Source organism: Methylobacterium ajmalii, from assembly GCF_036448855.1.
GTDB classification, from domain to species: domain Bacteria; phylum Pseudomonadota; class Alphaproteobacteria; order Rhizobiales; family Beijerinckiaceae; genus Methylobacterium; species Methylobacterium ajmalii.
Genome location: NZ_JAZFXT010000006.1, coordinates 193,653 through 209,830 on the forward strand (window position 1 = coordinate 193,653; position 16,178 = coordinate 209,830).

The window sequence follows — 16,178 nt, forward strand, 5'->3', positions numbered from 1 at the left end:
TAGCTTTTCGCACACGCGAAACAGGGCGGCGGGGTCGGACACGGATGGCATCTCTCAGCATCGCGGTCGCCTTCGGGGTCCGGCTCCTTTTGGTGTTGCTGTTCCTGCCGTTCAGTGCCCTCGACAAGATCCTGAATTTTCGCGGGGCGGTAGGGCAGGCGAAACAGGCGGTGCATGCCACCGCCCCCGCCACGGCGCTGATCCTCGCCGGCCTGTTCGTCGAGATCGTGATGTCGCTCGGCGTCCTCACCGGCATCGCCGACCGCTTCGCCGCCTTCGTGCTCGCCGGCTATTGCGGCGTCACGGCGCTCCTGTGGAAGCAGTTCTGGAAGCCCGGCGATTTCTGGTCCGGCGGCAAGGGGCGCGAGCTTTTCTGGGATTTCTGGAAGAACCTCGCGCTCGCCGGCGGGTTTCTGCTCGTCACCTTCGGCACCGGGGCGGCGACGGTCGAGACGTTCTTCTCGCACCCCTTCGCCTCGTCGAAGCCCTACAGCGTCAGCGAGACCGCCCGATGAGCGATGCGAGCCCCACCGTCCCCTACTGGCACCTCTGGGCCGACGCGGACGGGATCAGCCACCAGACGCGGTGCGCCTTCACCGAGTTCGAGAAGAAGTCAATGTCGCCGCCGGCCCCGCCGCAATGGCAGGGGCAGAAGACCCATGACGGCGCCACGGTGTTCGTGACCGTGCAGCCCGTCGGCTGGACCGGCGACTGGCACCCGAACCCGAAACCTCAATGGATCGTCCCGCTGTCGGGCCGCTGGTTCGTCGAATCGATGGATGGCACCCGGGTCGAGATGGGTCCGGGCGAGATCTCGTTCGGCGAGGACCAGAACGTCCGCGAGCGCGACGGCAAGACGGGCCACCGCTCCGGCACGGTCGGGGAAGAGCCGGCGGTCCTGATGATCATCCAGTACGATTCGGCGCCGACCACCGGCGCGGCCTGCCGGTTCCGGTGATCGCATGGACGGGTTCGAGATCCACGACGAGTGCTTCAAGCACTACGTCCTGGCGAACGCGCCGCTGGAGGAGCTGGGTTCCGGCTTCCGCTGGATCGAGGGCCCGGTCTGGATGGGCGACGCCGACTGCCTGCTGTTCCAGGACCTGCCGCGCAACCGCACGATGCGGTGGATCGAGGGAGCGGGCTTCTCGGTCTACCGCGCGCCCTCGAACTACGCCAACGGCCAGACCCGGGACCGCGAGGGCCGGCTGATCGCCTGCTCGCATCGCGGCCGCTGCCTCACCCGCACCGAGTACGACGGCACGGTCACGACGCTGGTCGAGCGCCATGCCGGCAAGCGCCTGAATTCGCCGAACGACGTGGTGGTGAAGTCCGACGGGACGATCTGGTTCAGCGATCCGGTCTACGGCATCGCGAACGACTACGAGGGCGGGCGGCAGCGTTCCGAGCAGCCGCCCGCCCTCTACCGCCTCGACCCGCGGACGGGCGAGATCCAGGTGATGGCCGGCGACTTCGACGGGCCGAACGGCCTCGCCTTCTCGCCCGACGAGCGCCGGCTCTACGTCGCCGAGACCGGCGACCAGTCGAAGCCGGATCCGCGCCAGTACATCCGCGTCTTCGACGTCTCGCCCGACGGCGCCTTGTCGGGCGGCGACATCTTCCACAAGATCGATCCCGGCTATTGCGACGGGATGCGGGTCGACGAGGACGGCAACGTCTGGTCGAGCGCGGCCGACGGGGTGCATTGCATCAGCCCGGAGGGCAAGCTGATGGGCAAGATCCTGGTGCCGCATCCGGTCTCGAACATCACCTTCGGCGGCCCGACCAAGAACCGCCTGTTCATCGGCGGCTCGCACACGCTCTATGCGATCTTCCTCGACCGGCGCGGGGTGCAGACGCCGTGAGCGTCCTCGGAGGAGCCCGGCGCCTCGCCCGGATCGCGCTCAACGCCACCGACCCGGAGAGGCTGGCGGTATTCTACCGCGCGGCGCTCGGCTTTCGCGACGCAGAGGCGATCGGGGCCGGGCCGGCGCGGGTCGTGCCCCTGCGCCTCGGCGACCAGCGCCTCGACCTCGTGGCGGCGCCCGACGGCCGCCCCTATCCGGGCGAGGTGCCGGGCTTCAGCCCGCTGTTCCAGCATTGCGCCATCATCGTCGCCGACATGGCGGCGGCCCATGCCCGCCTGTCGGCGCATCCGGGCTGGCGCCCGATCTCGACCGACGGCCCGGTGCGGCTGCCCGCCGCCTCGGGCGGCGTGACGGCGTTCAAGTTCCGCGACCCTGAGGGCCACCCGCTCGAATTCCTGGCCTTCCCGCCGGACGCGATCCCGGAGGCGTGGCGACGGCCGGGAGCGGCGGGTCCTTGCCTCGGTCTCGACCACTCGGCGATCTCGGTCGCCGACACCGCCCGCAGCGTGGCGTTCTACGAATCCCTCGGGCTCTCCGTCGTGTCGCGCTCGGTCAATACCGGGCCCGAACAGGCCCGCCTCGATGCCGTCCCCGCCCCGACCGTCGAGGTGACGGGGCTGGGCTTCCCGGACGGGCGGCCGCCGCATGTCGAGCTGTTGTGCTACCGCGGCGACCATCCGCGCCCGGTCTCCGACCTCGCGGTCGGCGACGTGGCGGCGACCCGGCTGGTGATCGCGATGGCCGACGGCGAGGCTCTCGCAGCCGCCTGCGCCACCCATGCCGGCCGACTCGTTCCGGCCGGGTCGACGTCTCAGCCCGCCACGGGCGGTGGCGCCCTTCTGCGCGACCCGGACGGACATTTCGTGATGCTGACGCCCGGGTGAGGCGAGGGCCCGCCCCGACAGCGGAGCCCTACGCTTCCTGCCGGTGCAGCACCACGTCGAACCCCTCCTCCGGGGCCGGCGGCACGAAGTAGCGGGTGAACAGGTCGAACGTCGCGTCGTCCACCCTGAATTCGTGCGTGCCGGCGGCGTTGCGGGCGCGCAGGCGCGCCTTGCACAGCGCGTCGTCGGCTTCGAGGTAGTGGAGCCGATGCGCCACCTCCGCCTCGTGGACGATCGTCCGCATCCAGGCCCGGCTCTCCGGGGTGTTCGCCGGACAGTCGAGCACCACGGACAGCCCCGCCCGCAGCAGCGCGACGAGGTGCGGCGCCATCACGCCGCGCAGGCGCCCGGCGTTGCGGACGTAGTCGGCGAGGCTGTTCTGTTCGCCCGGATAGAGCCCGGCGAGCCACTGGTCCTCCCGGACCAGGATCGTCGCGGGCTCGGCGGCGAGGCGGGCCGCGAGCGTAGATTTTCCAGCGGAGATCTTGCCGCACAGGAGGTGCAGCACTGCATCGGTATCGAACATGACGAGACAGACCTTCCGGGTGGCAGGAGGCACCACCAGCACTTCACGGGATCGCGAACAGCCAAACCCGGCCCGACTTATCGGGCCGGGTGGATAATTCGGAGCGGCAAGGCGACGTGAAGCGGGAAAGTCATGGTCGGGATCGGGGCCGGTGCCGACCCCGGGGTCAAGCGGCGAGGCCGCGTCAGGCCGCCAGCACCCGGCGGGACAGCGGCGCCGACGAACTCGGGATACCGGCCCGCTGCAGCGCGATCTCGGCGTTGCGCCGGGATTGCTTCAGGGCGACGAGGGCCGACCAGCGCATCGCCACCTCGTGGCGGGCGGCGAGGCGCCCCGCCGCATCGTAGCGGCGCCAGCCGCAGCGCGCCTGGCCCGCCGCGTCGGTCTCGTCGTAGGTCTCGTAGCGGGCCACCAGGGCGCCGGCGGCATCGAACTCGTCGTGGTACCAGCGCACGCCGTCGAGCGGGGCGCCGCGGCTGCGCGACCCCCGGATCACCAGACGATGCTCGACGGGTGTGCGGAAGATCGTCTCGAACACGGGCGGCTGAAACAGCATGACCGTCGATCCCCCCTACGTATCGTCGCCGGAACGTTTCTTGGAGACAGGGTGCGTTGCAGCATAACCGGCGTCAAGAGCGTGGCGCCGCGGCAGACGATGCGATTGCGTCTCCGACGGGTGCTCCTTTGGTCCAAGGTGCCCTAGCTTTCGGCGCAACGGAGGGACGGCGAGGATGCGGGGCGGGACACGACGGGGCGCGGGGCTGTTCGTCCTGGCCTGGCTCGCCGGGCAGGGAGCCGCGCTCGCCGCGGAGGGCGATTGCTTCGATTACGGCGCGCTCGACGCCGGCCCGGGCCTCGGCACGGTCAAGGCCGGCGAGGCCCGCTTGCCGTTCGTGCGGGGCGCGTCCGACCGCAAGGGCTGCCCCGGCGCCGATCCGGCCTGCCGCGAGAAGGCCTTCGTGGTGGCGGGCGACGCCGTGATCCTCGGCGCCGCGAGGCCGGGCTACGTCTGCGCGACCTATGTCGGCAGGACCGGCGCGGTGCGCGCCGGCTGGCTGCCGGCGAGCGCGGTGGAGCGTGCCCCGGAGCCGGCGCCCGGCCCGACGGACTGGACCGGCACCTGGAGCGCCCCGGAACAGACCCTGGCGATCCGGCCGGGCAAGGCCGCCGGCACGCTTTCGGTCAAGGGCGACGCGACCTACGGCGCCCTCGACCCCGATCGCGTCCGCCGCGGCGCGGTCAATCTCGGCACCGTCGAGGGCACGACGGCCCCGAGCGGGGCGTCCCTCGCCTTCACGATGGGGAACAAGGGCACCCTGCCCTTCACGGCCGGCGAGCCGGGCGATTGCCGGATTCGTCTCAGGCTGCTGCCGCCCTTCCTCCTCGCCGAGGACAACATGAATTGCGGCGGCATGAACGTCAGCTTCACGACCGTCTACCGCCGCACCAAGCCCTGAACCCGACGACCCGAACCCTGACGAGCCAGGAGCGATTGCCATGCGCCGCCACCGCCACGCCAAGATCGTCGCCACCGTCGGCCCGGCCAGCAACACGCCGGAGCGGCTGAAGGCCCTCTTTCTCGCCGGGGTCGACACCTTCCGGCTCAACTTCTCGCACGGTACCCACGACGACCACGCCAAGGTCCATGCCGCGATCCGGGCGCTCGAGCAGGAGACCGGTCGGCCGATCGGCATCCTGCAGGACCTGCAGGGCCCGAAGATCCGCATCGGCACCCTGCGGGGCGACAGGCTCGACCTCGCCACCGGCGACCGCATCCGCTTCGTGCGCGAGGGCCGGGAGGGCGGGCCGGACGCGATCCCCCTGCCCCATCCGGAGATCTTCGCCGCCGTGGCGCCGGGCCAGGAACTCCTGATCGACGACGGCCGGGTGCGGGTGCGGGTCGCGGGGGTGGACGACGATGCGATCGATGCCGACGTGGTGGTCGGCGGGCCGATCTCCAACCGCAAGGGCGTCAACCTGCCCGGCACGGTGCTGGCCCTCTCGCCGCTGACCGAGAAGGACCGGCGCGACCTCGCCTTCGGGCTCGACCTCGGGGTGGACTGGGTCGCCCTGTCCTTCGTCCAGACCCCCTCCGACGTGATGGAGGCGCGCGGGCTGATCGCCGGCCGGGCCGGGCTGATCGCCAAGATCGAGAAGCCCTCGGCGCTGGAGCACATCGACGACATCATCCGCATCGCCGACGGCGTGATGGTGGCCCGCGGCGACCTCGGCGTGGAATTGCCGCCCGAGGACGTGCCGGGGCGCCAGAAGGAACTGGTGCGCGCCTGCCGCCGGGCGGTGAAGCCGGTGATCGTGGCGACCCAGATGCTCGAGACGATGGTGACGGCGCCCGCCCCGACCCGGGCCGAGGCGTCCGACGTCGCCACCGCGGTCTATGACGGCGCCGACGCGGTGATGCTGTCGGCCGAATCGGCGGCGGGGCGCTATCCGGTCGAGGCGGTGGCGATGATGGACCGCATCATCCGCCGCACCGAGCAGCACCGGCTCTACCGCTCGCTGGTGCGGGCGAGCGAACCCGAGGTCGAGGACAGCCCGCCCCACGCGGTCGCGGCCGCGGCGGCCGGCCTCGCCGACGCCATCGAGGCGGCGGCGATCGTCGCCTTCACGGCGAGCGGGACCACCGCGGCCCGCATCGCCCGCAAGCGCCCGAACGTGCCGATCCTCGCCGCCACCTTCGATCCCGCGGTGTCGCGCCGGCTCAGCCTGTACTGGGGGGCGCATTCGGTGCTCGGCCCCGAGATCGAGTCCTACGAGGCGATGGTGGCGCGCGCCGCCGAGGTCGCCGAGCAGGAGGGGTTCGCCCAGGCGCCCGACCTCGTCGTGGCGGTGGCCGGCATCCCGTTCGGCCAGCCGGGCACGACCAACAACCTGCGGGTGGTCGAGCTGGGACGCAAGGCGAGCGGGGTCTGATCGCCGTCACGACTGTTCGTCGTCGAACGTCATCGGGGCGATTTGCCGGGTCATTCGCGATGACGACTTCCAGTTGTGCACACGGAATCGCCCTGCTACGCTGCGGCATCCGCCACCGACGTGTTCCGGGAGGGCCCGTGCGCACCCTCGTCGCCCTGATGACCCTTCTGGCCGTCGGCCAGGGCGCGCTCGCCGCCGGCAGCGGCGACCGCGAGGCGGCACGGACGGTGATCCGGCGCCAGCAGGAGGCCTTCCGTCAGGACGACGCGGCCACGGCCTACGCCCAGGCCGCACCCGCGATCCGGTCGATCTTCGGCACGCCCGAGCTGTTCGTCGGCATGGTCCGGCAGGCCTACGCGGCGGTCTACCGCAACCGTCGCTTCGAGTTCGGCACCGACGAGGAACTGCCCGACGGGAGCCTGGCGCAGGGCGTGCGGATCCAGGACCAGGACGGCACCGACTGGGAGGCGCTCTACACCCTGGAACGGGACGCGGACGGCGCCTGGCGGATCACCGGCTGCCGCCTGCGCAAGGCGCCCGGCAGCAGCGCCTGACCCGCGGGCTGACGCGCGGTCCGGATTCGTGTAGGGCCTCGCGTCAGCCTCAGGACTGATCACCGTGCTCCATGTCTCGACCCGCGGCGCCGCCGCGCCGCTGACCTTCACCGACGCGCTGCTGGCGGGCCTCGCCCGCGACGGCGGCCTGTACATCCCGCAGAGCTGGCCGCAGATCTCCCGCGAGACGATCGCGGGTCTCGCCGGGCGCCCCTACGCGGAGGCCGCCAAGGCCGTGCTGTCGCCGCTCGTCGACGGCGAGATCGCGCAGGCCGATTTCGACCGGATGATCGACGAGGCCTACGCGACCTTCCGGCACCCGGCGGTCTGCCCGCTGACCCAGCTCGGCGACAACCTCTTCCTGCTCGAGTTGCATCACGGTCCGACGCTCGCGTTCAAGGACGTGGCGATGCAGCTGCTGGGCCGGCTGATGGACCACGCGCTGAAGGCCAAGGGCAGCCGCGCCACCATCGTGGGCGCCACCTCGGGCGATACCGGCAGCGCCGCCGTCGAGGCGTTCCGCGGCCTCGACAACGTCGACGTGTTCATCCTCTACCCGCATGGCCGGGTGTCGGAGGTGCAGCGCCGGCAGATGACCACGGTGGATGCGCACAACATCCACGCGCTCGCGGTCGAGGGCACGTTCGACGATTGCCAGGCGATCGTGAAGGCGCTCTTCCAGCACCCGCGCTTCGCCGACGAGGTCCGGCTCTCGGGCGTCAACTCGATCAACTGGGCCCGGGTCGCCGCGCAGGCCGTCTACTACTTTACCAGCGCGGTGGCGCTCGGGAGCCCGCACCGCCCGGTCTCGTTCTCGGTGCCGACGGGCAATTTCGGCGACATCCTGGCCGGCTGGGCCGCCAAGCGCATGGGCCTGCCGGTCGGCCGGCTGATGGTCGCCACCAACGCCAACGACATCCTGGCGCGCACGCTCGCCACCGGCTCCTACGAGGTGCGGGGCGTGGCGCCCACCACCTCGCCGTCGATGGACATCCAGGTCTCCTCGAACTTCGAGCGGCTGCTGTTCGAGGCGCTCGACCGCGACGCGGCGTCCGTGAACCGGCTGATGGCGGGTCTCAAGCAGTCCGGCGCCTTCACCCTCGACGAGCGGACGCTGGGGCGGATCCGAGCCGAGTTCGACGGGGCGGCAGTGCCCGAGGACGCGGTCGTCGCCGAGATCCGCGACGTCTACGAGGGCACCGGCCAGATCATCGATCCCCACAGCGCCATCGGCGTGCGCGCCGCCCGCAGGCTCCTCGCCGAGGATCCGGCGACCCCCGTGGTGGCGCTCGCCACCGCGCATGCCGCCAAGTTCCCGGATGCGGTCGAGGCCGCGACCGGCGTGCGCCCGGCCCTGCCGCCGCATCTGTCGGATCTCCTGGCGCGGCGCGAGCGCTTCACCGTGCTGCCGAACGACGAGGCGGCGGTGGAGCGGGCGATCCGCGAGCGCGCCCGCATCCTGAGGAGTGCCGCATGAACCAGCATTTCGCGACGCTCGGCGCCTCGCCGGACCTCAAGATCACGCGGCTTGCCAACGGGCTCACCGTCGCCACCGAGGCGATGCCGGGGCTCGCCACCGCGACCCTCGGGGTCTGGGTCGGGGCCGGCTCGCGCAACGAGCGGCCCGAGGAGCACGGGCTCAGCCACCTCATCGAGCACATGGCGTTCAAGGGCACGGCGACGCGCTCGGCCCGCCAGATCGCCGAGGACATCGAGAATGTCGGCGGCGAGATCAACGCCGCCACCAGCGTCGAGCAGACGAGCTACACCGCCCGGGTGCTGGGCGAGGACGCCGAGGTCGCCCTCGACGTGCTCGGCGACATCCTGACCCGCTCGGTCTTCGAGGCCGGCGAGCTCGCCCGCGAGAAGGGCGTGATCCTGCAGGAATACGCCGCCGTCGAGGACACCCCCGACGACGTGGTCTACGACGCCTTCACGGAGGCCGCCTTCCCCGACCAGCCGATCGGCCGGCCGATCCTCGGGCGGCCCGAGACGATCCAGAGCTTCGACCGCGCGGCGATCGAGGCCTATCTCGCCCGCGAGTACACGCCGGGCCGGATGGTGCTGGCCGCCGCCGGCGCGGTCGAGCACGACGCCATCGTGGCGGCGGCGGAGAAGCATTTCGGCGCGATGCCGGCCAGCGAGGCGCCCGAGGCGGTGCCCGGGCAGTATCGCGGCGGCGAGCGCCGGATGAAGCGCAAGCTCGAACAAGCCAACCTGGTGCTCGGCCTGCCCGGCCTGTCGTTCCGCGACGACAAGTATTACGCCACCCACCTGTTCGCCCAGGTGCTCGGCGGCGGGCTGACCTCGCGGCTCTGGCACGAGGTGCGCGAGACCCGGGGCCTAGCCTACGAGATCCACGCCTTCCACTGGCCGTTCAGCGATTGCGGCCTGTTCGGCATCGGTGCCGGCACCGCGGGCGCCGACCTGCCGGGCCTCGTCGACGTGACGCTCGCCTGCCTGCGCGACGCCGCCGACACCGTGGACGAGGCCGAGCTCGCCCGGGCGAAGGCCCAGCTCAAGGTCGCGCTGCTCTCGGCGCTGGAGACCCCCGGCGGGCGCATCGAGCGCACGGCGCGCCAGCTCCTCGCCTGGGGCCGGGTGATCCCCGCCGCCGAGGTGATCGCCAAGGTCGACGCCGTGACGACCGACGACGTGCGGGCGGCCGGCCGCGCGCTGATCGCCGGGGCCCCGACCCTGGCGGCGATCGGGCCGATCAAGACGTTGCAGAGTCTCGACGCCGTGGGCAAGGCGCTGCGGGGAGCCTGAGGCGATGCGGCGCGAGGCGACGCTCGGCCGGAGCGTGTCGGTGCGCGGGCCCGGGATGCATACCGGCCGCGTCGCCCGCGTGACGATCGCGCCCGCCCCGGCCGGCCACGGCATCCGCTTCACGGTGCCGGGGGCCGGGCCCGCGGTGCCGGCCACCACCGCGCCCTGGATCGCGAGCCGGATGTGCACCGCGCTGGCGCTCGCCGACGGGCGCAAGCTGCGCACGATTGAGCACCTGATGGCGGCGCTCTCGGCCTCCGGCATCGACAACGCCGAGGTCACCGTCGAGGGCACCGAGATCCCGATCCTCGATGGCTCCGCCTCGCGCTGGTGCGCGCTGATCGACGCGGCCGGGCGGGTGGTGCAGGACAGGCCGCGGGAGTTCCTGCGCATCCGGGCGCCGTTCCAGGTCGACGGGATGCACGGCTTCCTGCGCGCCGAGCCGGCCGAGGGGTTCGCCGTCGACGTCAGCACCGACCGGCTGCCGGGCTTCGGGGTCCTGCGCTGGGGCGGCCCGGTCGATCCCGCCTCGTTCCGGGCCGAGATCGCCCCGAGCCGCAGCTTCGGAAACGCCTCGCTGATCTGGCGCACGCTGCTCAAGACCCGGCTCGCCCGCACGCTCCTGCCGGCCGCGACCCGGGACCGGCTCTGGGCCCGCTCCTTCGACGCCCAGACGGTGCGCGGCGACGGGCCGGAGCCGACCCGATCGCGGCCCGAGCACAGCCGCCCGATCGGCCCGGACACCGACGCGCGGATGCACCCGCGCGACCGCGAGCCGCTTCTGCGCGGCGCCCGCCCCGGGCGGGTGGCGATCCTGCTCGGCGGACGGGTGCTCGGCGGGGCGCGCTTTCCCGACGAGCCCGTACGGCACAAGACCCTCGACCTCGTCGGGGACCTGAGCCTCGCCGGCCGGCCGATCCTCGGGCGCATCGTGGCCAACTGCCCGACCCACGCGCTGACCTTCGCGTTCCTGACCGAGCTGATGCGCTACCCGGAATGCTGGGAGGTGGTATCGGCGGCCGAACCCGCCGCGTCCCGCCGCGGGACGACCGCCTCAACTTGATTTGGCCGCAAAGCGGAGCGATCGAAGCCCGTCGACGGCCGCGCTCGCGGACGGCCGGGGAGATCCGGGACCTCCGCCTTGCCCGCAAGCTTGGGCGTCAGTACGGTCCGGCCTCTCCTCATGCCGCCCCGTGGCCGTGGCCGCCTCCGTCCGGCCGGAAGACCCCGAAGCTTGCGCACGTACTCACTCGTCCTCGCCTGCCTCGCCGCCCTCGTCGGGCTGGTCCTCGCCGCGCCGCAGGCCCGCGCGGTCGAGGCCGTGCGCGTCACCCTCGACTCGCAGGCCATCGACCTCACCCCGGCGATCGAGCGCTACCGCTCCGACGGCGACCTGATCCAGATCTCGACCGCGCCGGGCAAGGACGGCATCGTGCGCCGCATCGCCGTGAAGGCGCGCGAGACGGGCGCCCGCCCGGACTGGATGGTGTTCGCGCTCACCAACGACACCGACGAGCAGATCGACCGCCTGCTGGTCGCCCCGCATTTCCGCCTCGTCGGCTCGGGCGTGGTGTGGCCCGATCTCGGCGGCTCGCGCATCGCCGCCATCACGGCGAGCCAGGGCATCCGGCCCGAGCGCGACGAGAGCCCGGACGCCGACCAGTTCGTCATCACGCTCGATCCCGGCACCACCGTCACCTTCGTGGCGGAGCTTCGCACCCCCAACGTGCCGCAGGTCTACCTCTGGGACCAGGACGCCTACCGCAAGAAGGCGACCGGGCTCACCCTCTACAAGGGCATCATCATCGGCATCGCGGGGCTGCTCGCCCTGTTCCTCACCATCGTGTTCGTGGTCAAGGGCGCGATCATCTTCCCGGCGGCGGCCGCGCTCGCCTGGGCGGTGCTGGCCTATGCCTGCATCGATTTCGGGTTCTTCCAGAGGATCTTCCCGACGACCGAGGCGGCCGAGCGGATCTACCGCGCCTCCGCGGAGGCCGTGCTCGGCGCCACGCTGCTGGTGTTCCTGTTCGCCTATCTCAACCTCGCCCGCTGGCACGTACGCTACAGCCACGTCGCGCTGATCTGGCTGCTGTTCCTCGCCGGGCTCGTGGGCCTGGCGGTCATCGACCCGCCGGTGGCGGCGGGCGTGGCGCGCATCTCGGTGGCGACCGTGGCGGGCGTCGGCCTGCTCCTCATCGTCTATCTCGCCATCCACAACGGCTACGACCGGGCGATCCTGCTAATCCCGACCTGGCTGCTGCTGCTCGCCTGGGTGGTGGCGGCGGGCTTTGCCATCACCGGCCAGCTCCACAACGACCTCGTCCAGCCGGCCCTCATCGGCGGCCTCGTGCTGATCGTGATGCTGATCGGCTTCACGGTGCTCCAGCACGCCTTCGCGGGCGGCGGGATCGGCAACAGCCTCGTCTCCGACACCGAGCGCCGCGCGCTGGCCCTCACGGGTGCCGGCGACGTCGTCTTCGACTGGGACGTGCCGGGCGACCGGGTCTTCGCCGGTCCGGAGATCGAGGGGCAGTTGGGTCTCAAGCGCGGGGCGCTGGAGGGGCCGCAGGCGAGCTGGCTCTCCCTGCTCCATCCCTTCGACGTCGAGCGCTACTCGGCCGCCCTCGACACCGTGATCGAGGAGCGCCGCGGCCGGATCTCGCAGGATTTCCGCCTGCGCTCGGCCGCAGGGCCCTATTACTGGTTCCGCCTCAAGGCACGGCCGGTGATCGGCACCGACGGCGAGGTGGTGCGCATCGTCGGCACCATCGCGGACGTGACCGAAGCGAAGATCGCCGAGGAGCGCCTGCTCCACGACGCGGTGCACGACAACCTCACCGGCCTGCCCAACCGCGAATTGTTCAACGACCGGCTCGACGCCGCGATCGCCCTGGCGAGCCAGGACCCGCGCCTGAAGCCGACCCTGTTCGTCGTCGACATCGACCGCTTCAAGCAGGTCAACGACGCGATCGGGCTCTCGGCGGGCGATTCGATCCTGCTGACCCTGTCGCGCCGCCTCAACCGGCTCCTGCGGCCGCAGGACACGCTCGCCCGCATCGCCGGCGACGAGTTCGCCGTCATCCTGCTCTCCGAGCGCGACCCGGACCGGATCATCGCGTTCGCCGACAGCATCCGCCGGGCGATCACCACGCCGATCACCTACGCCGACCGCGAGATCTTCCTGACGCCCTCGATCGGCGTCGCCCTGCACGAGGCGGGCGCGGTGGTGAAGCGCGAGGACGTGGTGAAGAACGCCGAGCTCGCGATGATCAACGGCAAGCGCCAGGGCGGCGACCGGATCGAGGTCTACCGCCCGACGATGCGCTCCGACCGCGGCGAGCGGATGATGCTGGAGAGCGACCTGCGCCGGGCGCTGGAGCGCAACGAGATCAAGGTGCTGTTCCAGCCGATCGTGCGCCTGGAGGACCGCACCGTGGCGGGCTTCGAGACCGTGCTGCGCTGGGACCACCCGCGGCTCGGCCGCGTCGTCCCCCAGGTCTTCCTGCCGATCGCGGAAGAATCCGGCCTGATCGTCAATCTCGGCGTCTTCGCGCTCGAGCGCACCGCCGCGGAGCTGGCCGCCTGGCAGCAGGCGCTGGTGGTCGAGCCGCCGATCTTCGCCTCGGTCAACCTGTCCTCGCGCCAGCTCCTGCGCCACGACCTCCTGCACGACGTGAAGACCGTGCTCGCCCGCACCGGCGTCGTTCCCGGCTCGCTCAAGCTCGAGCTGACCGAGGCCCTGGTGATGGAGAACCCGGAATACGCCGCCCAGATGCTCGCCCGCATCCACGAGCTCGGCGCGGGCCTCTGCCTCGACGATTTCGGTACCGGTTACTCGGCGCTGACCTACATGCAGCGCTTCCCCTTCGACACGATCAAGATCGACCAGTCCTTCGTGCGCCAGATGGCGAACGGCCGCTCCGGCATCCTGCGCTCGATCGTCCGCATGGCGCAGGAACTCGGCCTCGAGATCGTGGCCGAGGGCGCCGAGTCGGAGGCCGACGCGCTCGCGCTGGCCGAGATCGGCTGCGACTACGCGCAGGGCTTCGCCTTCGGCGAGCCGATGTCGGTGCTGCAGGCTCGGCAGCTGGTGGGAGCGGCGCCCGAGGCGGCGTGACCTCGTCCGTTCGCGCCTCGGGACGGGCCGCCCCGACGCCCCGAACGCCGGGGTGACACGGACCCGTCTTGGCGTCTCTCACAAAACTCCCGATCACCGCCTCGGCTTGCTGTGGCAGCGACATTGCGGCGGGAGTTTCGTGAGGTGCACTCAGCGCTCTGCCGGGCCCCTCGACCGGGCCGGCGCCTTTGTCGGGACGCCGTCGGTGCGAGGCGTCTCGCGGCCGGAACCGCGATCACCGGTGCGTGGAAGCTGGGCCCGACGACGGGGGCACAGGCTTGCGGAAGGCAACGACGCAGGATCGAAGGCCCGGCGCGCGATCGCGTCGCCGGTCCGGGTGGAGCGCGACCGGAATGCGGCCGTCTTTTACTTCATGTTGGCGCCGACGATCCGATCGAACTCGCCCGTGGCCTTGGCGAGGTGCAGCCACTGGTCGACGTAGGCCTTGAACACCGTGTCGCCGCGCGGCAGCAGGAAGCCCATTTCGCCGTATTGGAGCGGCCGATCGGGATTCACCGCGCACAGGCCCGGATGCAGCGTCTCCTGGAGCTTCACCTCGACGGACTCGGCGACCATCACGTCGGCGCGGTTCTCGGCGATCTCCCGCCAGATCACGCGGTTGTCGGGGAAGAGCTGGATCTGGGCCTTGGCCAGGTTGGCGCGAGCGAACTTCTCGTTAGTGCCGCCCGGATTGACGACGACGCGAGTGGAGGGCTGGTTGATCGCGTCGGTCGTCTGGTACTTCGCGACCTCGTCGCAGCGCACGATCGGCGCCTTGCCGTTCACCAGGTACATCTCGCTGAAGAAGGCCTCGCGCTGGCGCGGCAGCGTCACGGAGATGCCGCTCATCGCGATGTCGCACTTGGCCTTGAAGTCGGGCATGAGGTTCGACCACTTGGTCTGGACGAACACTGCCTCGGCATCGAGCGACTTGGCGAGCGAGCGCCCGAGATCGATGTCGATCCCGACGAAGTCGTTGGCGCCGTCTGGGCGGTACGAGAACGGGCGGTAGTCGCCGGTCGTGCAGACGTTGAGGACCTTGCGCTCGACGACCTGGTCGAGGCGCGAGGGCTCGTCGGCCGCGAATGCCCGCGTCGCCGACAGGACCAGCATCGCGCCCGCCATCAGGCGCGACCTCACCGAACCCGCTTCCATGAACCCCACTCCCCGTCGAACGCATCCCGCGTGAGGGAACCGTAAGGACGCGGAGCGGGAGCGTCCAGATTGCCGGCACGGCTCCCCGGCAAGCGCTGGGGATGGCCGCCGACGCCCGGTGCGAGGCCCCGATCCGACGGCCACTCCGGTACTCGGGCAGAGGCCGCCGCTACGAATAGACTTCGCCGGATCATCTTGAGAAGACCAACCGATCGTCGTCGCACGAGGTGCAGATCCGATAGTTTCCGTTTGTTTCGATCCAATTTAGAACAATGCAAAACAAGGATATTGTGTTTGAAAGCCGGGACCACCTCGCCTAAGAGGACGCCGGATGCGCGGCGCGACGGCGCCCGTCCGGACGAGCCCGGATTGTCCTGCGCCGAACGAGGAGTACCCCATGGCCGACGGATCCACCTTCGCGCAGGCCTTCACCATCCTGTTCCGCGAAGGCCTGGAAGCGATGCTGGTCGTGGCGGCGCTCGCGGCCTTCCTGCGCCGGGCCGGCGCGGCCGAGAAGATCCGCCCGATCTATGCCGGGGCCGGCCTCGCCGTGCTGGCGAGCTTCGGCCTCGCCTGGGTGTTCGAGACCTTCTTCGACGGCAACCACAACGACCTGATCGAGGCCGGCGTCATCGTGGTGGCTGCCGCGCTGATGTTCACGATGAGCGGCTGGCTCTTCCTGCGCCAGGACCCGGCGGCCTGGAAGGCCGAGATCAACCGCATGGCCGAGCGGGCGATGAGCGCCGGCACGGTGCTGTCGCTCGCCGGCATCGCCTTCCTGGCGGTGTTTCGCGAGGGTGCCGAGACGGTTCTGTTCCTTCACGCGCTCGCCCGCACCGTCGGCGGCTTCGACGCCTCGCTGCTCGGCGGTCTCGTGGTGGCGGCCCTCGCGCTCGCGGCGATGTTCGTGGCGATGCAGTGGCTGGCCCTGCGGTTGCCGCTTCGCCCGGTCTTCCTTCTCACCTCGGCCTTCCTGTTCGTGATGGGCCTGCGCCTCGTCGGCGCGGCGATCCAGGAATTGCAGGAGCAGGTGCTGGTGCCGGTGCACAACGACGGCGTGCCGGACTTCGTCACCGAGCTCGGCTTCAACGGCAGCTGGGAGGCCCTGGCCGTCCAGGGCGTGATCGTGCTCTGCGCGCTGGCCTGGCTGGTGATGCAGCGATCCCGCCCGGAGGCCGGGATGGCGGCGCGGCCGCAGGTGTCTCGCCCGCAAGCCTCCCGCTGAAGCCTCGCGCCGAGAGACGGTCCCGCATGCGGGCCGCTCGGTGCTAGAGCGGAGCCCGATCGCCTCGCGGCCGGGCGCTGCTCTATGCTTTTGATCTTGCCGCATTTCCTCTCGACGAACCGGTACCCGCTGCGTCGGACAATGCTCTA

General features: G+C 71.3%; 15 protein-coding genes. 12 read left to right on the plus strand and 3 right to left on the minus strand.

Annotated elements, in window-relative coordinates:
- Positions 1–44 precede the first annotated feature (44 nt).
- The 4 genes from V3T34_RS02560 to V3T34_RS02575 are packed head-to-tail and all read left to right on the plus strand — an operon-like array spanning position 45 to position 2,752.
- Positions 45–515 carry a DoxX family protein gene (locus V3T34_RS02560; protein WP_060848987.1) on the plus strand — a complete coding sequence of 157 codons (471 nt, stop codon included), beginning with the start codon at positions 45–47 and terminating at the stop codon, positions 513–515.
- Positions 512–958, plus strand: a complete 447-nt coding sequence (locus V3T34_RS02565; protein WP_305078968.1) for a cupin domain-containing protein — start codon at positions 512–514, stop codon at positions 956–958. The genes V3T34_RS02560 and V3T34_RS02565 overlap by 4 nt, the downstream gene beginning before the upstream one ends.
- 4 nt (positions 959–962) lie before the next feature.
- Positions 963–1,865 (plus strand): SMP-30/gluconolactonase/LRE family protein, encoded by a 903-nt coding sequence (locus V3T34_RS02570; protein WP_305078969.1) that lies wholly within the window; start codon positions 963–965, stop codon positions 1,863–1,865.
- Positions 1,862–2,752 (plus strand): VOC family protein, encoded by an 891-nt coding sequence (locus tag V3T34_RS02575; protein WP_305078970.1) that lies wholly within the window; start codon positions 1,862–1,864, stop codon positions 2,750–2,752. Before V3T34_RS02570 ends, V3T34_RS02575 begins: the two co-directional genes overlap by 4 nt.
- A gap of 28 nt (positions 2,753–2,780) precedes the next feature.
- Here V3T34_RS02575 and V3T34_RS02580 read toward each other — a convergent pair whose 3' ends face one another.
- Positions 2,781–3,278: a P-loop nucleotide/nucleoside kinase family protein gene (locus V3T34_RS02580; RefSeq protein WP_091888150.1), complete on the minus strand. Its 498-nt coding sequence runs from the start codon at positions 3,276–3,278 to the stop codon at positions 2,781–2,783.
- A 184-nt stretch (positions 3,279–3,462) separates the two neighbouring features.
- Positions 3,463–3,834, minus strand: a complete 372-nt coding sequence (locus V3T34_RS02585) for a hypothetical protein (protein WP_060848992.1) — start codon at positions 3,832–3,834, stop codon at positions 3,463–3,465.
- Between the two features lie 175 nt (positions 3,835–4,009).
- Here V3T34_RS02585 and V3T34_RS02590 point away from each other — a divergent pair, with 175 nt between their 5' ends.
- From V3T34_RS02590 to V3T34_RS02620, 7 genes are all read left to right on the plus strand, one after another.
- Entirely contained in the window at positions 4,010–4,735 is a 726-nt protein-coding gene (locus V3T34_RS02590; protein ID WP_305078971.1) for a hypothetical protein, read from the plus strand.
- A 40-nt stretch (positions 4,736–4,775) separates the two neighbouring features.
- Positions 4,776–6,209 (plus strand): pyruvate kinase, encoded by a 1,434-nt coding sequence (gene pyk, locus V3T34_RS02595; protein WP_305078972.1) that lies wholly within the window; start codon positions 4,776–4,778, stop codon positions 6,207–6,209.
- Positions 6,210–6,346: 137 nt separating this feature from the next.
- On the plus strand, positions 6,347–6,763 hold the full coding sequence (locus V3T34_RS02600) for a DUF4864 domain-containing protein (RefSeq protein WP_091888157.1): 417 nt from the start codon (positions 6,347–6,349) through the stop codon (positions 6,761–6,763).
- A 64-nt stretch (positions 6,764–6,827) separates the two neighbouring features.
- A complete protein-coding gene (gene thrC / locus V3T34_RS02605) occupies positions 6,828–8,240 on the plus strand; it encodes a threonine synthase (RefSeq protein ID WP_305078973.1) in 1,413 nt (470 codons plus the stop codon).
- Complete coding sequence (locus V3T34_RS02610) at positions 8,237–9,532, plus strand: M16 family metallopeptidase (protein ID WP_091888161.1); 1,296 nt, start codon at positions 8,237–8,239, stop codon at positions 9,530–9,532. Before thrC ends, V3T34_RS02610 begins: the two co-directional genes overlap by 4 nt.
- 4 nt (positions 9,533–9,536) lie before the next feature.
- Entirely contained in the window at positions 9,537–10,595 is a 1,059-nt protein-coding gene (locus V3T34_RS02615; RefSeq protein WP_305078974.1) for a UDP-3-O-acyl-N-acetylglucosamine deacetylase, read from the plus strand.
- Between the two features lie 171 nt (positions 10,596–10,766).
- On the plus strand, positions 10,767–13,649 hold the full coding sequence (locus tag V3T34_RS02620; protein ID WP_091888165.1) for an EAL domain-containing protein: 2,883 nt from the start codon (positions 10,767–10,769) through the stop codon (positions 13,647–13,649).
- Positions 13,650–14,015: 366 nt separating this feature from the next.
- Here V3T34_RS02620 and V3T34_RS02625 read toward each other — a convergent pair whose 3' ends face one another.
- Entirely contained in the window at positions 14,016–14,804 is a 789-nt protein-coding gene (locus V3T34_RS02625) for a transporter substrate-binding domain-containing protein (protein ID WP_091888167.1), read from the minus strand.
- A gap of 397 nt (positions 14,805–15,201) precedes the next feature.
- On the opposite strand from V3T34_RS02625, the gene V3T34_RS02630 reads away from it, so the two are divergent.
- Positions 15,202–16,029 carry an FTR1 family iron permease gene (locus tag V3T34_RS02630; RefSeq protein WP_305079012.1) on the plus strand — a complete coding sequence of 276 codons (828 nt, stop codon included), beginning with the start codon at positions 15,202–15,204 and terminating at the stop codon, positions 16,027–16,029.
- Positions 16,030–16,178 lie beyond the last annotated feature (149 nt).